Origin of the sequence: Roseburia sp. AM16-25, from assembly GCF_003473825.1 — a bacterium.
Lineage (GTDB): Bacteria > Bacillota > Clostridia > Lachnospirales > Lachnospiraceae > Pararoseburia > Pararoseburia lenta.
Window position 1 is genome coordinate 402,018 of record NZ_QUCW01000002.1, and the last position, 19,491, is coordinate 421,508.

The 19,491-nt window shown below is 46.3% G+C and carries 18 protein-coding genes; 14 read left to right on the plus strand and 4 right to left on the minus strand.

Going from position 1 to position 19,491, the window contains the following annotated elements:
- Positions 1 to 93: 93 nt before the first annotated feature.
- From DW183_RS05840 to DW183_RS12735, 7 genes are all read left to right on the plus strand, one after another.
- Positions 94 to 3,630, plus strand: coding sequence for a DUF5717 family protein (locus DW183_RS05840; protein ID WP_147403369.1), 3,537 nt, complete (start codon positions 94 to 96; stop codon positions 3,628 to 3,630).
- A 9-nt stretch (positions 3,631 to 3,639) separates the two neighbouring features.
- Positions 3,640 to 4,881 carry a DUF5716 family protein gene (locus DW183_RS05845; protein ID WP_118281042.1) on the plus strand — a complete coding sequence of 414 codons (1,242 nt, stop codon included), beginning with the start codon at positions 3,640 to 3,642 and terminating at the stop codon, positions 4,879 to 4,881.
- Between the two features lie 11 nt (positions 4,882 to 4,892).
- Positions 4,893 to 5,717, plus strand: coding sequence for a hypothetical protein (locus DW183_RS05850; RefSeq protein ID WP_118281043.1), 825 nt, complete (start codon positions 4,893 to 4,895; stop codon positions 5,715 to 5,717).
- Positions 5,718 to 5,741: 24 nt separating this feature from the next.
- On the plus strand, positions 5,742 to 6,920 hold the full coding sequence (locus DW183_RS05855; RefSeq protein ID WP_118281044.1) for a hypothetical protein: 1,179 nt from the start codon (positions 5,742 to 5,744) through the stop codon (positions 6,918 to 6,920).
- A gap of 32 nt (positions 6,921 to 6,952) precedes the next feature.
- On the plus strand, positions 6,953 to 9,187 hold the full coding sequence (locus DW183_RS05860) for a cyclic nucleotide-binding domain-containing protein (protein WP_118281045.1): 2,235 nt from the start codon (positions 6,953 to 6,955) through the stop codon (positions 9,185 to 9,187).
- Between the two features lie 135 nt (positions 9,188 to 9,322).
- A complete protein-coding gene (locus DW183_RS05865) occupies positions 9,323 to 10,015 on the plus strand; it encodes a polyphosphate polymerase domain-containing protein (RefSeq protein ID WP_118281046.1) in 693 nt (230 codons plus the stop codon).
- Positions 9,981 to 10,112, plus strand: coding sequence for a hypothetical protein (locus tag DW183_RS12735; protein ID WP_256386581.1), 132 nt, complete (start codon positions 9,981 to 9,983; stop codon positions 10,110 to 10,112). The genes DW183_RS05865 and DW183_RS12735 overlap by 35 nt, the downstream gene beginning before the upstream one ends.
- Here DW183_RS12735 and DW183_RS05870 read toward each other — a convergent pair.
- From DW183_RS05870 to DW183_RS05880, 3 genes are read right to left on the minus strand one after another with little or no spacing between them, the layout of a single operon-like run.
- Positions 10,109 to 10,705, minus strand: coding sequence for a manganese catalase family protein (locus DW183_RS05870; protein ID WP_118281047.1), 597 nt, complete (start codon positions 10,703 to 10,705; stop codon positions 10,109 to 10,111). The two genes, DW183_RS12735 and DW183_RS05870, sit on opposite strands and share 4 nt — an antisense overlap.
- Entirely contained in the window at positions 10,705 to 10,968 is a 264-nt protein-coding gene (locus DW183_RS05875) for a spore coat protein CotJB (protein WP_243069521.1), read from the minus strand. The genes DW183_RS05870 and DW183_RS05875 overlap by 1 nt, the downstream gene beginning before the upstream one ends.
- Entirely contained in the window at positions 10,965 to 11,165 is a 201-nt protein-coding gene (locus DW183_RS05880) for a spore coat associated protein CotJA (RefSeq protein WP_330416318.1), read from the minus strand. Before DW183_RS05880 ends, DW183_RS05875 begins: the two co-directional genes overlap by 4 nt.
- An 83-nt stretch (positions 11,166 to 11,248) precedes the next feature.
- Here DW183_RS05880 and DW183_RS05885 point away from each other — a divergent pair, with 83 nt between their 5' ends.
- The 3 genes from DW183_RS05885 to DW183_RS05895 are packed head-to-tail and all read left to right on the plus strand — an operon-like array spanning position 11,249 to position 14,906.
- Complete coding sequence (locus DW183_RS05885) at positions 11,249 to 11,557, plus strand: DUF4982 domain-containing protein (RefSeq protein ID WP_118281049.1); 309 nt, start codon at positions 11,249 to 11,251, stop codon at positions 11,555 to 11,557.
- Between the two features lie 17 nt (positions 11,558 to 11,574).
- Complete coding sequence (gene gltX / locus DW183_RS05890; RefSeq protein ID WP_118281050.1) at positions 11,575 to 13,032, plus strand: glutamate--tRNA ligase; 1,458 nt, start codon at positions 11,575 to 11,577, stop codon at positions 13,030 to 13,032.
- Between the two features lie 50 nt (positions 13,033 to 13,082).
- The gene (locus DW183_RS05895; RefSeq protein ID WP_118281051.1) at positions 13,083 to 14,906 is read left to right on the plus strand and encodes an ATP-dependent helicase; all 1,824 of its coding nucleotides are present in this window, start codon (positions 13,083 to 13,085) and stop codon (positions 14,904 to 14,906) included.
- Position 14,907: 1 nt separating this feature from the next.
- Here the strand turns inward: DW183_RS05895 and DW183_RS05900 are convergent, their stop codons facing one another.
- Positions 14,908 to 15,225, minus strand: a complete 318-nt coding sequence (locus DW183_RS05900; RefSeq protein WP_118281052.1) for a DUF1292 domain-containing protein — start codon at positions 15,223 to 15,225, stop codon at positions 14,908 to 14,910.
- Positions 15,226 to 15,365: 140 nt separating this feature from the next.
- Between DW183_RS05900 and DW183_RS05905 the strand changes: the two genes are divergently transcribed.
- From DW183_RS05905 to sigK, 4 genes are all read left to right on the plus strand, one after another.
- Positions 15,366 to 17,234 (plus strand): alpha-amylase family glycosyl hydrolase, encoded by a 1,869-nt coding sequence (locus DW183_RS05905; RefSeq protein WP_118281053.1) that lies wholly within the window; start codon positions 15,366 to 15,368, stop codon positions 17,232 to 17,234.
- Positions 17,212 to 17,745 (plus strand): DUF5662 family protein, encoded by a 534-nt coding sequence (locus DW183_RS05910; RefSeq protein ID WP_118281054.1) that lies wholly within the window; start codon positions 17,212 to 17,214, stop codon positions 17,743 to 17,745. The genes DW183_RS05905 and DW183_RS05910 overlap by 23 nt, the downstream gene beginning before the upstream one ends.
- 28 nt (positions 17,746 to 17,773) lie before the next feature.
- Complete coding sequence (trpS, locus tag DW183_RS05915; protein ID WP_118281055.1) at positions 17,774 to 18,778, plus strand: tryptophan--tRNA ligase; 1,005 nt, start codon at positions 17,774 to 17,776, stop codon at positions 18,776 to 18,778.
- 70 nt (positions 18,779 to 18,848) lie between these two features.
- A complete protein-coding gene (gene sigK, locus DW183_RS05920) occupies positions 18,849 to 19,478 on the plus strand; it encodes an RNA polymerase sporulation sigma factor SigK (protein ID WP_118281056.1) in 630 nt (209 codons plus the stop codon).
- Positions 19,479 to 19,491: the final 13 nt, after the last annotated feature.

Below are 19,491 nucleotides of genomic sequence, written 5' to 3' on the forward strand. Positions count from 1 at the left end.
TCCTTCTTAAATAGTTTATAATTCATTATAGTCTTTTTGCGTCGAAAATTGCAACCGACAGAAGACAAAACGGCAGGAAAAGGGTGTCATATTTTGCGAAAACGAATCTGGCGGATGTCAGAAGATAAATTTGACAACAGAAGGCCGCAGATAGCATTTTCAGAGGAGACAGTCACCGTGCGTGGCAGGCAGGGAGAACGCTTACAGGGTGAGTTTTTCATGCACTCTACCAATGAGGTCTCTATCCGGGGAATCGTCTATTCTTCCAATCCATATGTGCGCATCGTAAAGCCGCAGTTTGACGGGATGGAAGCGACGATCCGTTTTGAAGTGCTGGGTCAGGATTATCAAGAAGGGGACAGGCTTACCGGTTATTTTACCATTGTATGTAACCAGAGGGAGTGTCGCCTTCCTTTTGATGTGCAATTTGAGGCAGACCGCCTGTATGCATCTACAGGCGAGATCACAAGTTTATCCGATTTTGCAAGTCTTGCACAGGGACATTGGGCAGAAGCCATGCAGTTGTTTTATTCGCAGGCTTTTGAAAAGTTCATTGCAAGACAGGAAAAGGCAGTCCGCATGGTCTATACCGGCTATCGTAAGGCTTTACCGTCTTCAGCCAATTTAGAAGAATTTTTAGTGGCGGTGGGCTTAAAAGATGCCGTCGATTTTACGGTGCGCGAGCGCAAGGAAGAATTTTACCGCGTGAGCGAAAATCGCAAGGAGACCTTAGTGGTTGCCAAGAATACATGGGGCTATATTGAGATCACAGTGGAGAGTGACAGTCCTTTTGTCACTGTGGAAAAAGATCTGATTACGACAGACTATTTTCTTGGTTCTACCATGCTTCTCAATTATTATATACACAAGAACCGCATGCACGCGGGCATTAACCGTGCGCGGATCACATTCTCCTGCAAGGGAACGGTGCGTGTCATTGACATCATGGCGACCTTTGATCAGGAAGATGAAAAAAAGGAATTTCCATGGCGCAGGGATAAAGAGTGTCTGGCAGATTTGACGGATACCTACAAAGCGTATCGTTTCCGCCAGATCACGACAGGCGAGTGGTGTGATGGCTCGGTACAGATCTTAGATGAACTGTTAGAGCGCCGCCCGAATAATGCATGGTATCGCCTGATGAAGGCGCAGTGCCTGATCGTGGGCAAAAAGCGGCAGGAGGCACTTTGGATCATTTCCGATATGAAGCGGGAGATCGCAGACAAGCAGAGCGTTCTCTGGGCATATCTTTTGTATCTCTGCACCCTGATCGAGCAGGAAAAGTCCTATGTCGACCGCCTGACAAAAGAGATCGAGACTATCTTTCGAGAGCACCCGGAGGATGTCAGACTCTTCTGGTTTTTATCTTTTTTGCGAGAAGAATATATGGAAAATCCGGCGCGGAAACTCAAAGCCATTTTACAATGGATCGAAGCAGATAACGATACACCGTTTTTATATATTGAGGCATATGCCATGTATGTGCAGGATCCTTATCTTTTGCATGCCTTTGATGCGCATGCGACCAAGATCTTATACTGGGCAGCAAGACATGTGACCTTTACCAAAGATGTGGCAATGCAGGTCTTGCATGTGATGGAAAAGGTCAAAGATTTTGATCCGCACATTTTCTTGATCGCACAGAAGGCATACGAGGTGGAGCATAGCGAGGAAGCCTTTTCTGTTCTGGTATCTTATTTGTTGCGCAACCAGATGTTTCAGGAAAAGTATCTGGACTGGTATCGCGAGGCAATCCGTCTGGATCTGCGTCTGAGCGGCTTGTATGAGGCTTATATGCTTTCCATGCCGGACAACAGTACGGAAGAACTGCCGCAGATGGTGACTATGTACTTCCGCTATAGTTGCAATCTGCCATATCAAAAGAAGGCACTTCTTTATGCCAATATCATTTCGGAAAGACGCAAGGCACCGGGGCTTTATGAGCAGTATCTGCGCAACATCGAAACTTTTGCGATCGAGCAGATGAAAGCCAATCGCATGAATGACAATCTGGCGATCATCTATCAGAATGTTCTGGAGATGGGCGTAGTCGATGAGGAGATGGCGCATCTGATCTCGGGCATGGTCTTTATGAAAAAACTGGTCTGCCTTTATCCGGACATCACCCGTGCATTTATCTATCAGGAGCAGTATGAAATGCCGATCGTGATCCCGGTACAAGACCATCAGGCATGTATTCCGATCCTGCCGGGACAGTACCGGTTACTGCTCGAGACGGGGAATGGCACCCTGATCAGCGATCACAAGGCATACACCCTACAAAGGCTTATGTACCCGGAGCGTTTTATCAAGAGGCTGGAACACTTGTCACCGCTTTCCCTTCCTTTTATCCTTGCGGATTTTGCGGAGAAAAAAGAAGCGGAAGACTATACCTTGGATGATGTAAAACGCATGCAGGTATTTTTGGATTCTTCGCTGGTTTCCAAGCGTTATAAACAGGAAAAATACAGTGCATTTATTGGCTTTTTACAGGATCATTGCAGGGAAGAAGTCTTAGAAGAACATTTTGCAAAGCATGTGGACTTTGGGCAGTTGGATGCAAGGACCAGAGGTTTTGTGATCTCCTTATTCATCCAGCGGCAGGACTATGAGAGAGCCTATGCCCTCATGCAGGACTATTACGGATTGCAGGTGGATGACCGCCTGCTCTTACAGATGTGCACCGAAAGGCTGTTGACGACTGAATTTGCAGAAGATGAATTTTTACTTTCTTTGTGTGGCTATTTATTGGGACAGAAGCAGACTTCACCGGCAACGGTATCCTATCTGGCAGAAAACTATGTGGGACCAAGCCCGGATATGATCTATCTCTGGCAGGCGGCAAAAGCAGAAGAAATGTCCGTGGTGGCGCTGGAAGAAAATATTTTATTCCAGACCTTGTATGCGGAAAACTGCATGGAGGAAACGGCGGCTATTTATGATTCCTATCTGGCGCGTGGCAAAGACCGCATGCTGATCGAGGCTTATCTGAATTACTGGGCGCATGCATATATGCTCTCAAAGGAACATGTGCCAGACAAGTTGTTTGACTATCTTTCCTATTATTTTGCAAAAGGCATCGAGTTAAAGGAAAGTTGCAATCTGGCATACATGAAATATCTATCCGGCAAGGATACCTTGGATGAAAAAGAGTTTGCCCTTTTGGATCAACTCTTGCAGTATTACATCTTGCGGAATGTCTATTTCCAGTTCTACAAGAATGTCGATCATAAACTGATCATCAAGTATCATCTGTATGACAAACATTTTGTGGAATACCGGGGCAATCCGGGAGAGCGGATCACCATCACCTATCGTTTTGATGATGGGCAGCCGATCACGGAAGAAATGATCGAGATGTACGAGGGAATCTTCGTCAAGCAGTTCGTTGTCTTTTTCGGAGAGACCATTCATTATGCCCTGTATGCAGATGCGGTAGCTGACCTGCCGGTATGTGCGGATGACCTGACCATTTCCAGTGATCTGCAGGAGGGCAATCTGGATCGCTACGATCTATTGAATGCCATGCAAAATGCCTACCTCTATCATGAAGACGGGCAGTTGTTGGAACTGATGAAGCAGTATCAGGGCTTGGATCAGGTGACAAAGGAACTATTTACGACAGTATAAGAGGCACTTATGGAACAGGAGAATGTGGGCTTGTATCTTGGTATGGATATCAGTGAAAAATATACCATGATCAGCATTTACCAACAGCATATGAAAGAGCCACAGACGATCAGCACGATCATGGGCAGCGAGTCCTATCAGATCCCGACCGCCCTTGCCAAGAAAAAGGGCGTTGGTCAGTGGTTCTTCGGACGCGAAGCAAAAGTGCGTGTTAAATCCGGGGAAGCGCTTGGCGTAGAAGATCTTCTTGATAAGGCGAGAACTGGGGAAGAAGTCTTTTTGGAGCATGAAAAGTACGCGGCGAGTGATCTGCTTGCCATCTTTTTAAAGCGTGTCCTCTCTTTGGCAGGAAGCGCCCAAGCCATGATGCCTTTAACAAAACTTGTCATCTGTCTGGACAAGGTCAGTGTGGAATACATGGAACTCTTTTCGGCTATCATGGTAAAACTGGGGATCGAGACAGACAAACTGCTTCTGATCGACCGCAGGGAAAGTTTTTACTATTATGCACTGAGCCAGGGACCGGAGACCTTTTTACATGATGTAGTCATGTTTGACTATACTGAGTCGGATATGGTGTCCTGCCGCTTGCGGCGTAATATGCATACGACACCTCAGGTCATCAACTTAGATCAGAAAAATCATGGCAAACTCTTAGACCAAAAGGACGGCGAGTTTCAAAAGATCGCCCAGGATGTGATCGACGGACAGGTCGTTTCGGCGGTTTATCTGATCGGAGATGGTTTTGACGGAGACTGGATGAAGGCATCTTTGCAGTATCTTTGCCATACCAGAAAGGTCTTTGTGGGAAAGAATCTTTACTCCAAGGGCGCCTGTTATGCAGGCTTTATCAAGGATGGGAAGCAGGATTGGCCTTTTGTCTATATCGGAGACAATGAACTCAAGTTAAATCTCTACCTCAAGGTCTTGGTGGGCAATGAAATGCAGTTTTTTACTCTGATCACAGCTGGACAGTCCTGGTTTGATGAGGTGGGCGAATGTGAGGTCATTTTGGACGGAACACCGGAGATCGAGGTCTGGATCCAGCGGCCGGAGAGCAGGGAGGCTCACGTAGAACTTTTGGAATTGACGGACATGGTAGAAAGAGAACGCAGGACCAGCAGGCTTCGTATTACGGCAGAACCGATCTCTGACCGTAAGATCAAGATCACGATCCGTGACTTAGGCTTTGGGGAGATCGCACCATCGTCCAACCGTACATGGGAGCATACCGTCTGTCTGGAAGAATAAGGAGGCATCCGATGGGTGAATTGATTTTATGTAGACAATCCATAGCAGCCAATCCTTATTTTATCGAGGATGGCGCGCTGAATGTCTATTCTTTGGAAGAATTGAGTTATTATATTGCACACAATGTTTATCTTTTAAATGCAGAATTTGCATCCAAGGAACTCTGTCTGTGGATCGGCGGGGAACTGGGGGCACGTGATCTGGAAAAGCAGTTATTGGATACCCTATCCAATCAGGCACCGTTGCATATTTTTATCGGACAGATTCTAAATTACAGTGGTTATCTGACCAGTGTGGAGATCCGTGACCTGCTGCAGGCGATAGCGTCTTTTGAGAACAAGAGTCCGACAGAGTGCCAGAAAATGCGGGCAGACCGCCTGATGGAAAAAGATAAGATTGTGGATGCTATTTTTGAATATGAAAAGATGTTAGATGACCCGGCGGTCACACATGGACCGACCGCTTTTGAAGGAGATATCTGGCATAACTTGGGCGTTGCCTACGGAAGGTTGTTTTTCTTTGGCGAGGCATCCCTCTGCTTTGAGGAGGCTTACAAGCGCAACCACAAAACGCAGTCGCTCCGGTCTATGCTGGCGGCACTGCGCTGCAACAAGGATCAGAAGCATTTCGACGAACTGGTAGACAAATACTTTATCCCGCAGGATATGGTAGATGAGATCTGCGAGGAAGTCACCATGCTCAGTACCCTCGAAGAGATCCATGTTTTCGATGAAAAAATACAAAAGGCACTTGCGACCGAAACGGGCAGATCACAGGTGATCGGATCTATTTTGAGCAGTTGGAAAGTCGATTACAATCACTTGTGTCGCATTTAAAAAGACAGCAGCTGGGAGAAAGGCATGTTATTTTTTGGAAAGAAACGAAAAAAAGAACAGGAGATCGATGAGGCTTTTGCCAAGGTATATCAGGAGATCGAGACCATCGACAACTGGAATGATCCCAAGAAGTTGGAACACTACATTTTGGATTCCTGCGAGCAGATCATTGCCTTGACCAAAGAGATCGAGGAAGAAAAGGCAGAATACCGTGTTGTCACTTCCTATCTGACGGATATCCAGACCATTGAGGGGCTGCCGGATGAGACCAGACAGGCAATCCGGGAAGCGGCATCCAATATCGAGCAGTTGAATGCTGCGCGTCAGGCTTATGAGAATGCCTCTTACAATATTTCGGACAGCCAGTTCCTTTTGATGGAGCAGAATGAGGATGATGTACCGCAGACCATCCACCGGATGTTGGAAAACGAGCGTTATCAGGACAAGGTGCGGCGGGACAAAAATATCCTAGAGGCACAGAAGAACCAGTGGGAGATCGAGCGCGAGGACATTACCCAGGAACGCAAGATCATCAAGCGGGCATCTCTCTTAGTATTTTTGCTTTATGCAACGCTTTTGATCCTCTTATTTGTCATACAGTTTGCGACAAAGATGGATATGACGGTTGCCTTTTTGGTACTTTTTATCGTGGGTGCTCTGGGCGGCTTTATCATTTATTTCCGCAGCATTTATCTGCAAAAACAGATGCGGCAGGCGACCCGCAATGAAAATCAGGCGATCAACCTCTTAAATGTCGTATGCATGAAATATGCCAATGTGACAAAAGCGGTGGAATATACAAAGGATAAGTACGGCGTACACAATTCGACCGAACTCAATTACACTTGGGAACAGTATGTGACGGCTGTCAAAGAGAAGGAAAAATTCCTGCGCAACAATGACGATCTGGAATATTTCAACGGCCGCCTCATCCGACTTTTACAAAGGATCGATCTGTATGATCGAAAGATCTGGCTGGATCAGACCAAAGCACTCATAGATGAAGACGAGATGGTGGAGATCAAACACAATCTGGTAAAACGAAGACAAAAGATCAGGGGACACATCGAGGATAACCGGAAGATCGTGCAGAGTGAGAGAAATGAGATCGATCGTCTGATGACGGAACATGAACATTATGTACCGGAGATTATAGAGATCATTTCCTCCGTGGATAAATTGTGCGGTCTGAAGCAGGAGTAGTTTGTGGTTTGGACTGTGGAAAGGAGCGGAGGATGGAAGTCATTCATCTGAAAGCAGGGGAGAATGTAGCAAAGAGAAAAGATAAGGTAAGTGCCTGGTATATCGTACAGGAGGGAAATGTTACCTTACGACACGAATTTGAGGAGACGACACTGGGACCAAATGCTATCATAGGTATTTTGGAGCAGGACTGGTTTATCTGTGACTATTATGCCAGTACGGATGTTACACTTTATGTCTTTCCTTGTGAGGGGGTCAATGATCTCAAGCAGTTTCTGGCGGCAGAGCCAAAGATGCGCAGGATCTTTTTGCGCAGTGCCCTCTTGCAAAGGCACCAGTTGTTCTGTGCCTATGCGGACATGTATCACAAGGTCCGGCAGTTTCAAAATCTTTCGGATACTTTGTATGAGGAGTATGTTTATTTGTGTGCCCGCAGTAAGGTCGAGGCAAAGCAATCTCTGGATGTGGCAAATATCACGCCACTGGAGATGCAGCATAAGGCAGAAAACTGGGAGATCAACAATAGCAACAGCCTGATCCGTGGGGCACTGGATGCATATCTGAACCTTATGGAGACGGACGAGGATCTTTGCATTGGCTCGATCATGGAGGCATCCGCCCAGATGCATCGAATCGCCAGAGGTATCCGGGAGATGACAAATTATCTGCGCAACAACCGGGATGCTCTCTTTAGTCAAGTACGAAGCGATCTTTTTCATGCTTCCCTTTTACTGCAAAGCGGAGTAAAGGCAAGAGGCGGGGATGATGGTGAGATCAAGAAACTGATCGAAAAGCAGTTGGGCTATGCCAAGGAACTGGGCATTTTTCAGGAGGAACTGCTGGTTTCCTGCGCAAAAGAATATGCGTCCAATACAGAAAAAGAGACGGCTGTGGACCAGGAGTGCAAGACAGATCTGGAGTATATCTTGCAGTTTGCCGGATACGAGGGAGACAAGTATCAGGAAATGCAGGAACTCTTTGTGGCATACGAAAAAGTCAAAGATGCAGACAATAAGGATGAGGCAGCCTATCGTCTGCGCAAGCAGGTGGGAAAAGTCTTTTATGAACTGTACTGGGACTGCTTTTTACAGGCAGTGGAGGGCAGGAAAAAGATCACGCCGGTCATGGAGATGTTTTTCAATTTTGCCTATATTGATCAGGGCTTTTTAGGCGAGGACAAGACCAGCGAACTTTACCAGTTGTCAGCCCATCTGGATATGTGTGCTTCCGACCATGTCTTTACCATTTTCCGTTGGCTGCGGGCAGTCTACGAGGGAGAAAAGGAGCCGTCCAAGAACGAGTTTGATATGGACTATACGGCTTATCTCAATGATGGTCTGCGCCGGGGCGAGTGGACAAAAGAGGAAGTGGCAAGGAGAAAGCAGGATCAAAAGGCAAAGGCACGCTATGAACTGGAAAATATGTTTACATCCGTCAACCGTGTGACCTATGGTAATATCACCATGTTCTCACCGGTTCTTTGCGAAAAAGATCTCTTTAACAGCTTAGATAAAATGGTCGTGACGGCAGATCGGATCGAGGATGCCTTTAACACGGTACGAAAGATAGATTATTCCCTCTTTTACCGTCCGATGCTGCCAAGGACCGGGACAAGTGATCTCATCAAAAATGAGATGGTCATGGAGGAGATCCTGCCGGATGTCATCCTCATGCCAAATGCCGGCACCAGAGCCATGATGTGGCAGGAGACGGCAAGTGTCAGGAACGATACACCGGCGCGCTTTATGATACCGATCTTTACCGCAGTGGATCTACAGGAGGCTATCTTAGAAAATTGTGGCAGATACCGCTGGGAGATGTGCCGAAAGATCCAGGGTGTGCGCTGGAATGATATCCGCGAACGGTCGCTGACAAGCGATTACTATGATTATCTGCAGTTCTACCGCAAGAACCGGGAATTGTCCGCAGAGACCAAAGACCAGATCAAGGGGGCTTTGGCCAGGGCAAAGAACAATTTCCGGGAGATCTTTGTCAAGGATTATCAGAACTGGATCAAATATGAGGCAAAGGGCGGCTTCCGTCTCAACCGTTATGTGCGCCAGATCATGTTTACCTATTGTCCGTTTTCCAAGGCATATCGTGCAGACCTAAAGACCAATCCTATGTTTGCGGATGCGATAGGTAAATTGGAAACAAACAATGCCAGAAATTACAAACGCCTGCAAGGCTTATATGAAAAGTATAAACGCGAGGGTGGTACGATCACACCGGAACTCCGTGAAAATCTGAATTTTTATCAGATGTAGAAAAATAGCAGAAAATGAGAAGTCTTATGACAGCAGAAAACCTGTTGTCGTAAGACTTCTTTTAGTTTTCAGGTCATCTTCACATAGTCATCACTTTGCCTTTTTAGAATAAAAGCAGATAAGGAGGTAGGGCATATGATCCAAAAAGTCTTTAACCGTTACGAAAAGAAATATCTGCTGGATCAAAAGACCTATGAGGTCTTTAAAAAGGAACTGGATGTCTATATGGCAGAGGATTCTACCTATTTTTTTGAGATCAAGAAAAAATATAACGGACTGGTCAATAAAAGACGGATCCCCTTATCTAGGGAAGAAGCCAAAAAGTATCTGGAAGAAGGAGATGCGCCAAAAGAAACCGGTCAGATCTATCGGGAAGTGGATTACTTTTTTACCCATTATGGGATCCGACCAAAGCGCAATATCGCTTATGACAGGCTGGCAATGTTTGGAAAGGACGACCCGGATTTCCGCGTTACCTTTGATGTGGCGATCCGCAGCCGCACCGATAATCTGACTCTGCAAAGTGACGAGAACACGACACTTTTGCTGACACCGGGCTATTATCTGATGGAAGTAAAGATCTCAGATGCCATGCCAAAATGGTTCGAGAATCTTTTATCCAAATATGGCATTTACAATACATCATTTTCAAAATATGGCATGGACCAGTGGAGAGACTTACACTGTGACTGTGGACGGCACAGAAGACCAGACCTTTACGGTAGATTCTATGGTGATCTCTGCCGGAGGAAGCGTTGGTACCATGGGCGGCGGACCTATGGACGGACAGGATATGAACAGCGATATGGGTGGCGGACCACAGGGTGATATGAGCCAGAATGGCGATATGCCACAGATGGGACAGGGCGGTCCTGCCCAGGGAGGCGGCAATATGCAGCCTCCACAGGATGCCAAGACCAATTAAGAGTCGAAAGACGGATTGAACATATAGTAGTTTTTGGAGTCCAGATGATCGCAGACGATGCGCATGGCTTCACCGAAACGCTGGAAGTGAACGATCTCACGGGCACGAAGGAAGCGGATCGGATCTACAATATCGGGATCTTTTACCATACGAAGAATATTATCATAGGTGGTGCGGGCTTTTTGCTCCGCCGCCATGTCTTCGTATAGATCGGCAATGGTATCGCCGGTCGATTGGAAGGTATCTGCGGAAAATGGTGTGCCGGAGGCAGCCTGCGGATAGACACCTAAGGTATGGTCTACAAAGTATTTATCATAACCGCTGGCCTTGATCTCCTCCGGGGACAGACCGTCAGTCAACTGGTAGACGATGGTGGAGACCATTTCCAGATGGCCGAGTTCTTCTACCGCGATATCAGTCAAAAGCCCCGCAACCTCACGATAAGGCATGGTATATCGCTGGGACAGATAACGGAGGGAGGCTCCGAGTTCGCCGTCGGGACCACCATACTGGCTGATGATGATGGCGGCAGCCTGCGGGTTTGTCTGCTTGATATGAATGGGATATTGTAATCTTTTCTCGTATTGAAACATTAGTTGGCACTCCTTTCCCATGGATTTTTTGACAGTCCCCAAGTCCACATATTCTCCGGATGTGCTGTAGACAGTGTCAGTGGCTCGTAGACCTCAGCGTATTCTTTTAGGGCCTTTTGATAGAGAGACTGGTAATGGTTAAAATGATCCATTGCCGCCTCGTCGAAAGGATGCGTATCTAAATACTCGGTCAGATCCACGAGCATCATGCTGACCATGTCGATCCAATAGAGCAGTTGTTCCTGACTGCGATTTTGCATCATGAGCGTATTCTCCTTCCGTCAAATGGTTTGTTGAGTTCCGGAAAGATGGTACCGACCTTCAGTGCCTTATCTGGTTCGTACAAGTTGGACAGATATTGCCAGGGAACGTAGCCCATGGCAACAGCGAAGTTCTCCAGACTGCCGGGATGCATCTTTGCACGGCAGGAGGGATGATCTTGATTTTGTCTTTGCTTCATTCGCAAATCCTTTCTGCATGATTCATTCTTTAGCATATGAAATAATTAAGAAAAGGTGCTAGATTGATGTAAGAGAAGGGCAGATGGTAGAAGTGCTGGTATTTTCCCAAGCAGAGGAAGTAGAACTGGTATGTAATGGACAAGCGGTTGCCCGAAAAAGAGTCGATGGCGTAACATGCAGTCAGGAAATGCCAAATGCTGTATTGTTTGAACTCCCATACCATCCGGGAATACTCACAGCGATCCGTTATAAAGATGGACAGAAAGTATCGGAGGAGATTTCAGCGCAGAGATCCAAGTGCAGATCGGATAAAATAAATTGCAGGTTTTGCCATCTCCTGTTTGACAAAACCTGCCAACTTTCCTATGATGTATTAGATAGAAATTGTTAGATGAGGAAGGTTTTAAAATGAGCAAAGTAAGAACAAGATTTGCACCGAGTCCGACAGGACGCATGCATGTGGGCAATCTTCGTACCGCATTATATGCATATTTGATCGCAAAGCATGAGGGCGGAGATTTTATTCTCCGTATTGAAGATACAGATCAGGAGAGATATGTAGAGGGAGCGGTAGATATCATCTATCGTACCTTGAAAAGTACCGGACTGATCCATGACGAGGGGCCGGACAAGGATGGCGGCGTTGGACCATATGTCCAGAGCGAACGTCAGGCACAGGGTATTTATTTAAAGTATGCCAAGGAACTGATCGACAAGGGCGAGGCATATTACTGTTTCTGCGATCAGGAGAGATTAGACAGTTTAAAGCAGACGGTTGCCGGCAAAGAGATCTCCATTTATGACAAGCATTGCCTGTCCTTATCAAAGGAAGAGATCGAGGCCAATCTGGCTGCCGGTAAGCCATATGTCATCCGTCAGAACAACCCGAGAACAGGCACAACCACTTTTGAAGATGAGATCTATGGCGACATTACCGTAGACAATGCAGAATTGGACGACATGATCCTGATCAAGTCGGACGGCTATCCAACCTACAATTTTGCCAATGTTGTAGACGATCATCTGATGGGGATCACCCATGTAGTTCGCGGAAATGAGTATTTATCATCTTCTCCGAAGTATAACCGCCTGTATGAGGCATTTGGCTGGGAAGTGCCAATCTATGTGCACTGTCCGCTGATCACCAATGAGGAACATCAGAAACTCAGCAAGCGAAGCGGTCATTCTTCTTATGAGGATCTTTTAGACCAGGGATTTTTGACCGAAGCCATCATCAACTTTGTGGCACTTTTGGGCTGGAGCCCGGTAGACAATCAGGAGATCTTCTCTTTAGAGGAACTGGTAAAGGTATTTGATTATCACCATATGAGCAAGTCCCCGGCTGTTTTTGATACGGTAAAACTGCGCTGGATGAATGGCGAGTATTTGAAAGCCATGGATTTTGACAAGTTCTACGAGATGGCTGAGCCGTATATCCGTCAGGTCATCACCAAGGACTATGATCTTAAGAAGATCGCAGCCATGGTAAAGACAAGGATCGAGGTATTCCCGGATATCGCAGATCATATCGATTTCTTTGAGGCAGTACCGGAATACGATATTTCCATGTACGCTCACAAGAAAATGAAGACAAGCCCGGAATCTTCCCTTACGGTCTTGCAGGAGATCCTTCCGGTATTGGAAGCATTGGATGATTATTCCAATGATGCAATCTATGCATGCATCCGTGATTTCGTAGCGGAGAAGGGCTACAAAAATGGTTATGTATTATGGCCGATCCGTACAGCGGTTTCCGGCAAACAGATGACTCCGGGTGGCGCAACCGAGATCATGGAAGTCATCGGCAAAGAGGAATCATTAGCAAGGATCCGTGTAGCGATCGAAAAGTTGCAGAGAGAAATCTAAAATCTATATAAGGTCTGAGGAAAAGTAAAGAAGAGTAGTAAGGAGTCCATATGCTGAGTCCATCGCAAGAGGAAGCAGTATGTCATGGTAGCGGTCCCTGTCTGACCCTGGCCGGTCCGGGCAGTGGCAAGACCTATGTGCTTACCAGACGTATCCAACATCTTATTACAAAAGGAGGCGTTCCACCGGAACAGATCCTTGTGATCACTTTTACCAAGGCCGCAGCACTGGAAATGAAGGAACGTTTCATAGGACTGATGGGGCAGGAGTACCCGGTCGTCTTTGGAACGTTCCATTCTGTTTTTTACGGCATGCTCAGGCGGGAACCGGGCTTTCGGACATATCGCCTGCTGGATCATAAGAGCAAGCAGGCAATCTTAAAAGAGACGGCTTATGTGGTGAAGATGTCCTGTGCAGAAGACGATCTTTTGCATATGGAACAGGAGATCTCCTATATCAAAAATACCATGGTCGCTTTAGCCGAGTATGCATCCCCTTATTTTCCCAATGAAAAGATCATAAAATTGTATGAACATTATGAAGCGAGAAAAGAGGTTTATCACCTTTTGGATTATGATGACCTTTTGGTAAAGACCAGGGAACTTCTTTACAAAGATCCATCCTTCCTTTCCAAATGGCAGAAGCGTTTTTCCTATCTTTTGCTGGATGAAGTGCAGGATATGAATGCCCTGCAATTTGAGATCATCCGTCTTTTAGCACTGCCGGACAACAACCTTTTTGCTGTCGGGGATGATGACCAGTCCATTTATGGATTTCGCGGTGCCAGACCGGATCTCATGTTTTCTTTTGAAAACTATTATCCGGGGGTAAAGATCTTACAATTACGGGATAATTACCGGTGCAAAGCCCGAATCTTACAGGCATCCCTTGCCCTGATCTCCCACAATGAAATTCGTTTTACAAAAGAGATTCTGGGACAGAAGGAGGGGAAGGGCAATTTAGAGGTCGTGTCGCTTGCGGATAAAAAGGCGGAGACCGCATACCTGATGCAAATACTAAAGCAGCAGAGAACAGGAGGGAAAAACTGGGAAGATATGGCGGTCTTATATCGCAATCACGCCCAGATTGGATCCGTCATCGAGGCATTGCAGGATGAAAAGATTCCTTTTTATGTCAAGGATGCTGTGCCAAATCCCTACAAGCACTTTGTTATGTTAGACCTGATCGCCTATCTGCGTTTGGGCTCCCCGCTTTTGCACCGCCCGGATCTGTTCCGCATCATGAATCGGCCGGATCGTTTTTTACAGCGGGCAAGTGTGACGCGGGAATGGACGACCTTTGAGGCATGGAAGCATTTTTATCAGGATCAGCCCGGAATGCAGAGGACAATAGAAAAACTGGAAGGGGACATCAACTTCATGCGCAGCCTGTCCGGTCCGGCGGCGATCACCTTCATCTGCAAAAGGCTGGGCTATGAGGCTTTTCTTAAAAAGCAGGCGAGGGATGATGCGGAATACCAAAAGTGGCAGGAGAGCATTGGTCTATTAAAAGAGACAGCAAAAAATGCGAAAACGACCGGGCAGATCATAGAGCAGTGGGAGATAGAAAGAGACGCCATAGACCGCATCAATCAGGAAAAATCTCTGGATAAAGAGGGAAAGGTAGGACTATACACCCTGCACGGAGCCAAGGGCTTAGAGTTTGATACAGTTTTTATTTTAGATTGCAACGAGACCATCCTGCCGTCCAAAAAGGCGGATAGCAGGGAAAAGATCGAGGAGGAGCGCAGACTTTTTTATGTGGGGATGACCCGGGCAAAAGAAAACCTCTATCTGCTTGCCATCCGGCAGGAACAGGGCAAAAAAATGCACCCTTCCCGTTTCCTAAAGGAAATAGAAAAGGTGCAGACATAACTTAGTCCATGTCGTCAAATTCAGCCTCATCTAAGAGTTCGTCGAAGCGTTCTTCCACAGCCTCGTACTCCTCATCAGATTGGATATTTTCTAAGGCAGGTGTACCATCTTCTGCTTCGTGATAACGATAGATATAAACAGTATCGTCTGTGACTTCCTTGCCGTTTTCCTCATAAGGAAGAAGGGCGATGTAATCCTGATCCTTGACATCAAAGATGGTCAGGATCTCACAGGTCACCTCAGAACCGTCATCCATTTCGATGGTCACTACCACATCATCATCATTTTCATCTACCGGAAAAACTTCGTCTTTTGCCATAACCGTCTCCTTTTCTTGTTTTTTGTATGATATCTTATAGAAACAAACAAGATTATACGAAAGGATTTGGAAAAAAGCAACATTTCAAGTATAATGAATAGAGATTTTTGAGAGTTTTAAGCAAGCGTAAGAAGGGGCATATGAAAATAAGAATCGGAGATTTTGAAAGTTATGGTACAAAAGAAACAGCAGACGGCATGATGTTTACCTTTTTTGTAAGAGAGGACCAGCCTTGCGCCATCTGTTTGTATGACCGTAGATCCAAGAAACTGATCCAAACAATAGATTTGTCCGAGGCATATCGGATCGGACAGGTCTATTCGGTAGAGATCTTGGGTAAGCATTGGGAACGCTGCTGTTATCGGATCCGGTGTGGGGAGCACTTTTTTGTTGATGCCTATGCCAGAAGCATTGTAGGGCGTGAAAAGTGGAAGGATGCATCGCGCATCGGAGCAGATGACGGTCTATATGGCGGCTTTGTATCCGGTGGGCAGGAGATTGCAGCACCCCGGCATTTTATTGAGGCGGGGGATATGGTCATGTATAAGTTACATATGCGTGGCTTTACCATGCAGCATGGCTATAAGGCATCCGAAAAGGGCAATGATGCCGGACTGATCGCCGGACTTCCTTATCTGCAGAGACTTGGAGTGACATCCATAGAATTTCAGCCCATCTACGAATTTGAAGAAGTCTTTTGTGAAAAGAAAACGCTTCTGGACGAAAAGGGAATCAGCCACACCCGGTGGCAGACATTGGATAAGACCAATTACTGGGGCTATGGCAATGCTTATTATTTTGCACCAAAGGCATCCTATTTTGGCGGCCGACATGCCGTAGAGCGGTGCCGGGTTATGATCCAAAAGATCCACGAAGCGGGCATGGAAGTGATTCTGGAAATGGCATTTGCATCAGAGGTTTCCCAGGACATGATGCTGGATTGTCTCTGGTATTGGGTAAGATATTATGGCGTGGATGGTTTCCACCTGCTGGGCTGTAATATCCCGATCAAGCGGATCGCAGGATCCTATCGTTTCCGTCATACCAAGATCTTTTGCGAAAACCTGCCGGAGGAGATCTTGCAGGAACAAAAAGGGAAAAAACACATCTTTTTGTATAAAGATGATTTTCAATATGTAGGCCGTCAATTACAAAATCACATGCAGGGGTCTATGGTGCAGTTTACCAATTATTTGCGCAGACAGAATGTCTCCTATGGATTTGTCAATTATATGGCGAATACGACAGGTTTTACCCTGCTGGATTCCTACAGTTATGGGGAAAAGCACAACCGGGACAACGGCGAGGAAAACCGAGACGGTAACAATTTTAATTGTAGTTTTAATTACGGCGCAGAGGGTGCGACCAAGAACAAACAGATCCAGAAGATGCGCTTCCAACAGGTCAAAAACGGATTATGTATGACCTTTTTATCACAGGCAGTACCGCTTCTTGTGGGCGGGGATGAGTGCCTCAATTCCCAGGAGGGCAATAACAATCCTTATTGTCAGGACAATCGCATTGGCTGGGTACAGTATCAGAACCGGTCTTCGGATGCCAAGGCGTTAGGCATTTTTGTAAAAAATCTGATCGCTTTCCGAAAAGAACACCGCGTGCTGCGACAGGAAAATGCCATGTGTTTTAACGATTACAAGCATCTGGGCATGCCGGATCTGTCTTATCATGGTGCAGAACCATGGCTCATGCAGGTCGGGGATGAGCAAAAAGCCATTGGCATCCTTTATGCCGGAGCCTATGCAGGGGAAGCAGAAGATGTCTATGTGGCATATAATTTTCATTATGAAAGAGCAAGGATCGCCTTGCCGCGTCTGTCGCAGGAAAAACGCTGGATGCAGGTCATGAATACGGCTGATCATATAGGGCAGACCTTTGAGCCGGTCGCTTTAGAGGAGCAGGGACATGTGGAGGTGGCACCGCAATCCATCAGTATTTTGATTTCTTGCGCGGAGCAGGGAAAGGAGTATAATGAAAGCGTTAGAGCACTTTAAGACGATCACCCATCACAGACATCTGGTCATGGGCTATTGTTTTAAATTAGGTTTATATAAACAGGGACTTTTGCATGATCTGTCCAAGTATGCCCCGGTCGAGTTTTTAGTCGGCTGCCGCTACTATCAGGGCGACCGCAGTCCCAACAATGCGGAGCGGGAAGCCACAGGCGTATCGATGGCATGGCTGCATCACAAAGGACGCAACAAACATCATTTTGAATACTGGATCGACTATAGCCTAAATCCCGGGGAAGGCATGGTCGGTATGGAAATGCCGACACAGTATGTCGTTGAGATGTTTGTCGACCGGATTGCTGCCAGCCGCAATTATATGAAAGATGCCTATACGGATGCCAGTGCACTGGAGTATTATAAGAAGGGATGCCATAAATACATCATGCATCCAAAGACAGCGGAATTATTGGAAAAACTGCTTGTCATGCTAGCAGAAAAGGGCGAGGAAGAAACATTTTCTTATGTGAGACATCAAGTTTTGCATAATGCATAGATTTTATAGAAAAGAGAGGAAGGACAAAATGGAAAAAGAGAAAAAGGTATTATACAGTGGAATGCAGGCAACAGGAACTTTGACTTTGGGCAACTACTTGGGAGCACTCAAGAACTGGGTCAGCCTTTGCGATGATTACGAATGTTTTTATGGTGTCATGGATCTGCATTCTTTGACGGTACGTCAGAATCCGACAGAATTTCGTCAGAATGCCAGAAAATTATATGCCCTCTATGTGGCAGCCGGTCTTGATCCGGAGAAGAACTGCATCTATTATCAGTCCCATGTGCCGGCACATGCACAGTTGGCATGGGTTCTGGACTGCTTTACCTATATGGGCGAGTTGAACCGTATGACCCAGTTTAAGGATAAGGCAGCCAAACATGCGGACAACATCAATGCCGGACTTTATACCTATCCGGTACTGATGGCAGCAGATATCCTTTTGTATCAGGCAGATGTTGTACCAGTCGGTGTTGATCAGAAACAGCATCTGGAAATCACCAGGGATATTGCAGAACGTTTCAATAATTTATATGGTGAGGTATTTACCATTCCTGAGGCATATTTTGGACAGAACAGTGCCAAGGTCATGAGTTTGCAGGATCCGACCAAGAAGATGTCAAAGTCCGATGAAAATGTCAATGCGACTATTTTGCTTTTGGACGACAAGGACACCATTATCCGAAAGTTCAAACGTGCCGTGACTGATTCAGAGGCAGAAGTCCGCTATGGAGAGGACAAGCCGGGCATCAGCAACCTGATGGAGATCTACGGCTGCATTACCGGAAAGACCTATGACGAGATCAGTGCAGAATTTTCCGGAAAAGGTTATGGAGACTTCAAACTGGCAGTCGGTGAGACGGTTGCAGATGAATTGGCACCACTGCAAAAGCGTTATGAGGAACTCTTAAAGGATAAGGCTTACATTGACGGCTGTATCAAGGAAAATGATGCGAAAGCAGCATATTTTGCCAATAAGACCTTGCGCAAGGTGCATAAAAAGATTGGCTTAACCGGATTGATCCGCTAAATTTTGGAGTGGAAAGGCACTTGCAGGGGGATGCGCACATACAATATAAAAAATGATTTTCTGAGGCGACATGAAAACATTTTTATCCCCCCTGAGCACAGAAGAGGAAGCAAAACTTTTGCGACAGATGGCGGATGGAGATCTGACGGCAAAGTCCAGTCTGATCGAGCACAATATGCGTTTAGTCGCACATGTCGCTAAGAAATACTATGGTTCGGGCGAAGATCCCGAGGATCTGGTATCCATTGGGACGATCGGACTGTTGAAAGCAGTCGATACCTACGACGGGACCAAGGGATACAAACTGGTCACCTATGCAGCAAGGTGCATCGATAATGAGTTGCTGATGTATTTCCGCGGGCGTAGGAAACAGGCAAAGGATGTTTCCCTCTTTGAACCGATCGGAAGCGATAAGGAAGGCAACCAGATCAGTTTGTATGATATCTTAGAGCAGGAGCCTATGGATATCGCAGCCATGATGGATCAGCAAAATGATCTGCTTCGCCTGCGTGACATCCTGCCACAGGTCTTAAACGCCAGAGAACAGGAGATCATCTGCAAGCGCTATGGCATTGGCAGACTAAGTGCGGCGACGCAAAAAGAGATCGCTGGACAGTTAGGGATTTCCCGTTCTTATGTATCGAGGATAGAAAAAAGAGCCTTGGAAAAATTACGCGGGGCTCTTTTGAAAAATTCATAATTATTTCTTGAAA